Source organism: Clostridium sp. UBA1056, assembly GCA_002316385.1.
GTDB lineage: Bacteria > Bacillota > Clostridia > Clostridiales > Clostridiaceae > Clostridium_J.
This window is the reverse complement of record DCDL01000056.1, coordinates 21699-27698: the sequence shown is the minus strand read 5'-3', so window position 1 is coordinate 27698 and position 6000 is coordinate 21699. Positions and strand designations below refer to the sequence as shown.

5 protein-coding genes and 1 pseudogene are annotated in these 6000 nt (G+C 29.9%); all 6 read left to right on the top strand.

Annotated features, from left to right (window positions below):
• The first annotated feature begins 376 nt into the window (after positions 1-376).
• The 6 genes and pseudogenes from B3W71_RS15090 to B3W71_RS15065 all read left to right on the top strand — a co-directional run bounded on the left by B3W71_RS15090 (position 377) and on the right by B3W71_RS15065 (position 5938).
• The gene (locus B3W71_RS15090; protein ID WP_346889763.1) at positions 377-817 is read left to right on the top strand and encodes a pyridoxamine 5'-phosphate oxidase family protein; all 441 of its coding nucleotides are present in this window, start codon (positions 377-379) and stop codon (positions 815-817) included.
• Positions 810-1298 carry a GNAT family N-acetyltransferase gene (locus B3W71_RS15085; RefSeq protein ID WP_346889762.1) on the top strand — a complete coding sequence of 163 codons (489 nt, stop codon included), beginning with the start codon at positions 810-812 and terminating at the stop codon, positions 1296-1298. The genes B3W71_RS15090 and B3W71_RS15085 overlap by 8 nt, the downstream gene beginning before the upstream one ends.
• Before the next feature lie 773 nt (positions 1299-2071).
• A pseudogene (locus B3W71_RS15080) lies at positions 2072-2539 on the top strand (GyrI-like domain-containing protein); the annotation flags it as partial.
• Between the two features lie 50 nt (positions 2540-2589).
• Complete coding sequence (locus B3W71_RS15075; protein WP_346889761.1) at positions 2590-3027, top strand: DUF523 domain-containing protein; 438 nt, start codon at positions 2590-2592, stop codon at positions 3025-3027.
• 70 nt (positions 3028-3097) lie between these two features.
• Positions 3098-3997, top strand: a complete 900-nt coding sequence (locus tag B3W71_RS15070) for an SPL family radical SAM protein (RefSeq protein ID WP_346889816.1) — start codon at positions 3098-3100, stop codon at positions 3995-3997.
• Between the two features lie 594 nt (positions 3998-4591).
• Positions 4592-5938: a hypothetical protein gene (locus B3W71_RS15065; protein ID WP_346889760.1), complete on the top strand. Its 1347-nt coding sequence runs from the start codon at positions 4592-4594 to the stop codon at positions 5936-5938.
• Positions 5939-6000: the final 62 nt, after the last annotated feature.

Below are 6000 nucleotides of genomic sequence, written 5' to 3'. Positions count from 1 at the left end.
TAAAAGTTAGTCCACTTTTTCTCACACTTCCAATAAGACTTACTAAAGCCCATCCATAAGCTATAGTAACAAGAAACCTTGTAACTGCTCTATAGACTATCTGTTTAAATTTAGCTTCTCAAAGTGCCTTTCAGAAGCTTCTAGGTTGAATTTTTAAACTATCTGGAGTAGCGCCAACATTTCCGACAAAACCCACTCTAAGGACCAACATAGGTAATTACTCTGTAAATCACCACAATCAAATCATAGTAATTCCTTGTATGTAATGGTATAATTTGGTTATGATTAATACCATGTTACATATGAAAGTTGTAAAACAACTCAATAAATAGTAATTTGTAGGGAAGATTATTTATATTTTGTGAGGTGAAAAGTAATGAGGAGTCTTGAATATGCAGAGATGAGGGCTAAAATAATTGATCGATTGAAAGAACAAAAAAATGTTGTATTAGCAACCTGCGAAGATGGAAAAGTTACTGCTAGAACTGTTTACTGCACATCAAATGAATTGAAAATATATTTTATGACTTCGAAAGCCTATGCGAAATATAAACAAATTATTAAAAATCCTTTAGTGGCAATGTGTTTTAATAATGTACAAATACAAGGAAGAGCAGTCATATTAGGACATCCATCAAGTGATGAAAATAAAGAAATTTTAGAGAGATGTGAGCATCTTGATAAGGAATTTATGTATTGGGCTAAATATAAAAATACGGTACTCATTGAAGTAGATATTACTGAAGTTGAGTGTTGGAATAATAATGGGCGTGAATATATAGATGTACTAAATAAAAAGAGTTATAGAATTGGATAATATTAGATTTTTAAGAAAGATGGTGAGTGAATTGGATATTAAGTTAGCGAGTCCAGAAGAAATCAAAATAGTAACCAATATTTCAAAGAGAGCTTTCGATACAGACGTAATGGTAGGTGCCGATGAGGTAGGAGGGCCACCCAATTATGATTCTGAAAAATGGCATAAAAAAATGATGTTAAGTCATAATTTATACACTATAAAGCAGGAGGATTATCTCATTGGCGGAGCCGTTTTATTTCAGGATAAAAGAAATAAGGAGATTATGTATGTGGGAAGAATATTCATAGATCCAAAAGAGTATAAAAAAGGTTTCGGATTAGAATCAATGAAATATATTGAAAAGATGTTTCCCAAGATTACAACATGGCGCTTAGAAACTCCGGTTTGGAATATAAGAACAAATTCATTTTATAAAAAGCTTGGATATTTGGAAATGTACAGAGATAAGGAATCTGTTTATTATCAAAAAGAGGTATGAGTATAATGGGAAGTTCATCAAATTCAAATTTGTAGAATTGATGTAACATAATTTTAGGTTCAGTTGTGTCGTATTATTCTTATTTACTCATCAACAAGAATTTAAATGCTCTTGTTTTTATTTTTTATAAAAGCACCATAAACGGTCGTTATTGGTATTATTTTTAAAGCCTTTAAAAGAGATGTTTTATGACTAATTTTCAGTTCTAAAACTATAACCAAAAGCAAAGTATCAAAACAACTTGAATTTAACCTTTATGATACTTACTTTTGGTTATAATTGGCTTAACGTGGATTTTGTCGGAAATGTTGGCTACACTCCTATAATAAAATGCCCGTTCCGCCCATAACCATTATATTCTATCTAATACTCCTTGAATGGACTCCCATTCAAGATAAAATAAGTATCTCATTTTCTTTAGTTAATATTTCTCTATTTTTATATTATTTTAATTATACAAGAGTATAGCTTATGTATAATTTACATTTACCTTCTTAGCTTAGCTCTTCATTGTTATACCTTCGTATATAACTTGTATAAATATAGGCTTTCACACTCCCATAGTTATAGCTCCTGATGTAGATTTTCTTCTTTATCCCTCCCAATTTAAAGAAAATGAAACTCCTGGTAGTCTTTCCACCTACGCGGTGCGTAACGTGTCTACAGAGCTCCCAACCTCCCCCTTCTCCTTGTATGGATAGAATTCAAGATAGTAATTGCCATCCCCCTAATCTAGAAAAGCTAATTATAGAGCTAGTAGCTGCCAGGAATATCAGAATATAGTTGGAACTCTTTATAAAATGGCATATAGTATTAAGATGGACTATAAAAAGAAAGATTTAGACTTTGTTGTCATGCCTTTGACAGGGATTTGGTGGAGTGAGAATATAGAGGATTTTACAAAAGAACCTAAGGATAAGTGGATGTGGACAATGATGATTCAAGTACCGGATTTCATTACAAAAGAAACGGTAGAGGAAATGAAGGATAAGTTAAAGGGAGAGTCTAATTATATAGATAAAATTAAGTTTATAGAAATTAAAGAGACTGAAGTCTTTGAAACTTTATATATTGGAGCTTACAAGGATGAAGGTGACACTATAAAAAGGCTTCATGAAACTATAACAGAAGCAGGATACAGAATAAGTGGAAAACATGAAGAGATATACCTTAGTGATCCAAGAAGATTTGAAGAGAGTAAGCTTAAGACAATAATAAAGCAATCTGTTGTAAGAGTTTAGGTATTGTAGTATAAGTTAAGTTATAGATAAAAAATGAAGGAGGACTATATATGTACCTAGTTAGTTCATGTCTAGCAGGAGTTAATTGTAGATATGATGGAAGTAATAGTGAGAATAAGTATATAGCTAAGTTAGTGAAAGAAGGAAAGGCTATAGCGGTATGTCCAGAACAATTATCAGGACTATCTACTCCAAGACCATGTTGTGAGATTATTATAGATGAAAATTCCAATAAAAGAGTAGTTAGTAAGGATGGTAAAGACTTAACCAAGAGTTTTATAGAGGGAGCAGAGAAAACACTAGGAATTATTAAAGCAGCGGATATAAATAAGGCAATATTACAGTCAAGAAGTCCTTCGTGTGGATGTGGACTCATATATGATGGAACATTTTCAGGAAAACTAATAGAAGGTGATGGATTAGTAGCAGAATTATTGATGAAAAATGGAATTGAAGTCTATACAGAAAATGATTTAGATAAATTATAATATTATTATTTTAATTATTGGGATAAAAGCTATGAAGATAAACTTTATTTTAAAATTAAGTTAGGTGGTGATTAGCATAGAATACATAGAAGCTAAAAAGTTAATATCTCAATATATGACTAATAATTCATGGTTTGATATTAATTACAATATGAATATTTATAAAGGGTGTTGTCATGGATGCATTTATTGCGACTCTAGGAGTGAATGTTATCAGATAGAGGATTTTGATAGAGTTAGAGCAAAGGAAAAAGCTATAGAATCCATAGGAAAAGAACTTAAGAGAAAGAGAAGGAAGGGTGTAATAGGTACAGGGGCTATGAGTGACCCTTATAATCCTTTTGAAAAACAGCATGAGTTAACAAGAGGAGCTTTGAAGGAAATCAATAGATATAACTTTGGCGTTTCTATTGCTACAAAGAGTCCTCTTATTGCTAGAGATATGGATATATTAAAACAGATTTCAAAGCACTCTCCAGTGTTAATAAAAATAACTATAACTACCTTTGATGATGAGCTATGTAAAAAGATAGAGCCGAATGTAGCACCTAGCAGTGAAAGATTTAAGGCTATAAAACAGCTTAGTGATAATGGCATATATACAGGAATATTACTGATGCCAATTCTTCCTTTTATTAATGATTCACAGGAGAATATAAGAAATATAGTTAGAGAAGCTCATAATTCAGGAGCAAAGTTCATATTTGCCTATGGAATGGGGCTTACCCTTAGAGGAAACCAGAGAGTTTACTACTATGAGCAATTAGAAAAACTATTTCCAAGGCAGAACCTGGTTAGGAAATACACTCATACCTATGGTGATAGGTATGAGTACGAGTCTTCTAATACTAAGAATCTTTGGAAGACCTTTACTGAGGAATGTGATAGGTACGGAATTATATACAAAATGAAAGATATAATTAAAGACTATAGAAAAAATTATGAAGAGGAGCAGCTGAGCCTGTTTTGACACAATCCCGTATAAATTTTACTATTAAACAGTATTTGATTGACTTAGATTGAGGTATATAGGAAGCGTATACGGTGAATAAAACTAAAATATAGATAAAATGCTATTTTAATTAATTAAAGCAAAGATTTAATCAAATTCCATATGTTGTTATTTATTGCCTTAGTTTTAAAAAAATGTTATAATGGTTTTATCAAATATAGGAGGTACAACAATGAAATTGTGTAATTGCTAATTAATTTTCATAATTGAAAATTGATAAAAGAAAGAATAAAATGCCTAATCATTAGGTTTTTTTGTGTACTTCTTTTAAGTTAGCGATTAAAAGACATACCTCTTATAGAACTAAAATTGTATTTATATTTTATATAGACGTTAAGTTTATTAGTATAGGAGCTATAGTAATTGAAGATTGTATATATTTATTTTTATCGCATTAAATATATATAGTTCTTATTAGATAAACTTATTTAAGTATAAAATTGATTACGTATTTTTAGGCTACAAGAAAGCAGCGCTTTTTTGTAGCCTTTTGTTTTATATTTAATAAATCGATGGTTAGGCCTCAAAGCTTATTTTAAGGAGGTCCTATCAATGGATACAACATTGAAGTTTGCACATGAAGAAGATGTAATTTGTGCGATGGAGTTAGTTTATGAACATGAAATCAGAAATATGTTAATTTCAAATATATTTGGTTTAAATAAAGCCTTATCGTTTATTAATTTTGCTTGTATTAATGATACTGACAATGTAATCACAATAGGCTCGTATTTAGAGATTACCACATTACTAATATCATATATATATACACCACAAAAATTAGTGACACAAATTTTAGATACAAGTTGCGGCCTTGATAATGGATTATTGAAAAATATCAATGAACTTTTATCAGGTTATAAATATACAGAAATTATTAGCTCTAATTTTGATATAGGGCTTGTAGAATATGAGAATGAATCTTTTGATGTAGCAATTGTGGGTATTACTAATTTAATTAATATCTTAGAAGAAGTACAGATAAACAGGTTTAGTCTTGAAACTGGAATAGAATATGAGATGTTTGAAAAGTTATTAACAAAGTCAAGTAAGTTGCTAAAAAAAGATGGAAGATTAGTAGTACTGACAAAACCAGGATGGATATTAAAGTCATGGAATTTAATTCATGACCTTGGTTTACAATTAGAATATAATAGCTATAGTCTATATGTTGATAGTAATAGGCATCCTAATGGATTTATTTGGTTAAGGTTCATTAAAAGAGATGTAAATGTTAATTTGGAATTGCATAAGAGGAATATAATATCTTTAATGAATGATAACAACATTGATAGACTGTATGCTCATAGGAATAATTTAATATTTCCCTATGTGGAGCTCTCCTATAGCAATTCCGAAGCCTATGTTAAATTAAATCAGAATTTAGAGTATATGCAATATTTCTTTTCTGTTGAAACTACAGCAAATCTAGCAGAATTATGTGAAGGATATACAGCATGTCTAGTTACTCCATCCGTAGCACAGTATGCATATAAGATAAATAAAAACATAGTCCTTTTTGAACGAGATAACAGATTTAGAGAAAATGGTGGTCTAAAATTTGTAAAATATGATTTAAATATTGGTTTAACAAAATTTTTACAGAATAAATATTTAAAAAAATTTGATAGAGTTATATGTGATCCACCATTCGATATCAAATTGGATGTTCTAGCAAATGATATTGTTGAATTGTTAAAGCAAGATAGAAAAAGTGTTGCTTATATAATATTTCCTAATAACAGAAAGATTAGTTTAATCAATGCTATGAAGGCCAGAGGGCTATTATTAGAAGAGGAAACTCAAAAAATAAGTATAGAGTATGCTAGGCCACCTAAGATAGTTAGGGTTAATGGTAAAGATGCCATTCAATTATATAAGTTTACTTGTATAATTTAAAATATTTTTATGGGAGATGGTAATGTGTATAAGCTAAACTATTTTTAAACATCGCTATATAA

Coding starts and splice junctions, on each gene's coding strand:
- B3W71_RS15090 (WP_346889763.1), top strand. CDS start 377: ATGAGGAGTCTTGAATATGCAGAGATGAGGGCTAAAATAATTGATCGA.
- B3W71_RS15075 (WP_346889761.1), top strand. CDS start 2,590: ATGTACCTAGTTAGTTCATGTCTAGCAGGAGTTAATTGTAGATATGAT.
- B3W71_RS15065 (WP_346889760.1), top strand. CDS start 4,592: ATGGATACAACATTGAAGTTTGCACATGAAGAAGATGTAATTTGTGCG.